Raw genomic sequence first — 2,568 nt, forward strand, 5'->3', positions numbered from 1 at the left:
CGCTCGGCCACGGGACAGCCCCCACTAAGGCCGAATTGCAGGCTGCCCCGGAGCCTCCCATCGCGGCGGGTCTGCGCAGGTTCCTGACCGTTGTGCTGTGCGCCCTGGCCCTGGTGACCGGTCTGGGCGCAACCGCGGGCGCCTGGGTGAACTCAAAGCTCATGTCAGAGCGTGGTTTCTCGCAGATTTCCTCCAACCTGGCGGAGGATTCGCAGCTCGCCTCGCGCATCGCGGACGGTGCGGTCGAAGACCTCATGAACTCCGAAGCTATGACAACCTTCCTCGACGGCACCAAAGAAAGCGGCTTATACTCCATTCTTGTAAAGCCGACACAAGACGGCATACGTTCCCTGCTCAACCGTTCCGCGGCTGAGCTGTCAAAAACTGAAGAATATCGAAGCCTCTGGAAGGAAATCGCCGAGGAAACTCGCCGCTACAACCTTGAACACCAGGACGGTCCCGCCGTCATTGTGCTCACCCCCTTCTACCGTGCGCTGGATGCGAAGGTCGGCTCTATCGGCTCCTTCGACCCGGACCTGACGAAGCTCGGCCCTGAAACCCTCAACATTGACCGGGTGAAGGACGGCAACAGCCAGCAGAACCAGCAGGAATGGTACCTGCACGCCGGCATTAACCGTGCCGCCGCGCTGGGCAAGTCCACCGTGCCGCTGACCATCATCTCGGTGCTGAGCCTACTGCTGGCTACGTTGCTGGCACCCAGGCACCGCATCCTGGTGCCCGTGGTTACGGCTCTGCTCTACGCCCTGCTGGGATGGGGCGCCGCAGCCTGGTTAGGCGGCCAGAGCCCCGAATCCCTAGGAATTACCAGCCACAGCACCGCCGGAACGGCGCTGATTACCGGGGTATGGAATCAGCTCGCACCGTCACTGACCGGGCATCTGGAGGCGGCGGCAAGCTACGGGCTGGTCCTGGCAATCCTCGCCCTGCTGCTCGGTATCCTGATTCGCCTCACCGCCCTGGGTCGTAGCCCTGCGAGCGGTGCCACAGTCATCACACACTAAAAGTCCGAACAACGTAGGATAGTAACCATGTCCACTGAAACTATTGCCCTGGGCCTGCCGCCCGTACCCCGCGAGCGCCGCACCCGCGCCGAGGTTGAAGCCTCCGCACCCGTTACCGGTGAGAAGAAAGTCCTGCTCGCCACCCCGCGCGGTTACTGCGCAGGCGTTGACCGTGCCGTGATCGCTGTTGAGAAGGCGCTGGAGCACTACGGCGCGCCCGTCTACGTGCGTAAGCAGATTGTTCACAACCGCCACGTGGTGGAGACCCTGGAGAAGCAGGGCGCTATCTTCGTTGATGAAGTGGACGAAGTTCCCGAAGGTTCCGTGACCGTGTTCTCGGCGCACGGCGTGTCCCCGGCAGTGGTTTCCGCAGCTGGCGAGCGTTCCCTAAACACTATTGACGCGACCTGCCCGCTGGTGAACAAGGTGCACCGCGAGGCTGTACGTTTCGCCAAGCAGGACTACGACATCCTGCTCATCGGCCACACCGGCCACGAAGAGGTCGAGGGTACCGCCGGTGAAGCGCCCGACCACATCCAGATTGTGAACTCGCCCGACGAGGTGGATCAGGTGACCGTCCGCAACCCGGAGAAGGTCGTCTGGATTTCTCAGACCACCCTGTCCGTGGACGAAACCCTGGAAACCGTGGCGCGTCTGCGTGAGCGTTTCCCCTCCCTGCAGGATCCGCCCTCGGACGATATCTGCTACGCAACCTCCAACCGCCAGGGCGCCATCAAAGAGATTGCTCCGCGCGCAGACCTGGTGATCGTGGTTGGCTCGGCAAACTCCTCGAACTCTGTGCGCCTGAAGGAAGTGGCACTCGAATACGGTGCTAAGCGTGCCGAGCGTGTGGACTTTGCACACCAGGTGGACGAGGCCTGGTTCGAGGGCGTGGCGACCGTGGGTCTGACTTCGGGCGCGTCTGTGCCGGAGGTGCTGGTTCAGGAGGTGCTGGCACTGCTGGCTGAGTACGGCTACAGCACTATCGAAGAGGTGGAGACCGCTAAGGAAGACATTCTCTTCTCCCTGCCGAAGGAACTGCGTTCCGCCCTGAAGAATGACGAGAACGTGGGCCGCCAGCTCGGTGGCCGCGGCGCTAAGCCCACTCGCTAATACTTTTAGCTGATGACCCCGTGTCCTCTTCCCCGTGTGGGGAGAAGACGCGGGGTTTTTCGTGCCTGAGGATGCGTGGTTTAGGGCAGCGGTGCGCACCGGTTTCCCCCTGCGGCGCATGAGGACGAACGGGTTGGGATGCTTGTGCAGCTTCGCGCTCACGCTACGCGGGGGAGGAGGCTTGAGGATGCACGGTTAGGGGCGCATGCGCAGCTTTGCGCTCACGCTACGCGGGGGAGTGCCCCCTCTTCAGCGCCTGGGGGCGCTTCGAGGACGGAGCCCCCGCTACGCAAGTCCGTTGCGCCGTTTACGCTTGACCGGCTACACCGTAAGGTTTAGGTTCGCTAGTTCTAGTACATACAGAAAAGGCTCTCCGATATACCGGAGAGCCTTTTCTGTGCCTATATGCAGTTTGTTGCGACGGCTCGCGGAC

At 62.3% G+C, this 2,568-nt stretch carries 2 protein-coding genes; both read left to right on the forward strand.

The features are described 5' to 3' along the window. Positions 1 to 1,022 (forward strand): dehydrogenase (locus Q0216_RS09570; RefSeq protein ID WP_298594882.1); only part of this gene is annotated, 1,022 nt, incomplete at its 5' end. A 27-nt stretch (positions 1,023 to 1,049) separates the two neighbouring features. Beyond that, positions 1,050 to 2,135, forward strand: a complete 1,086-nt coding sequence (locus tag Q0216_RS09575) for a 4-hydroxy-3-methylbut-2-enyl diphosphate reductase (RefSeq protein ID WP_298594883.1) — start codon at positions 1,050 to 1,052, stop codon at positions 2,133 to 2,135. Positions 2,136 to 2,568 lie beyond the last annotated feature (433 nt).

The sequence above is a fragment of the uncultured Rothia sp. genome (genome assembly GCF_937976295.1).
Lineage (GTDB): Bacteria > Actinomycetota > Actinomycetes > Actinomycetales > Micrococcaceae > Rothia.

Excerpts from the sequence above, each read along its gene's own strand:
- Q0216_RS09575 (WP_298594883.1), top strand. The coding sequence starts at position 1,050 with ATGTCCACTGAAACTATTGCCCTGGGCCTGCCGCCCGTACCCCGCGAG.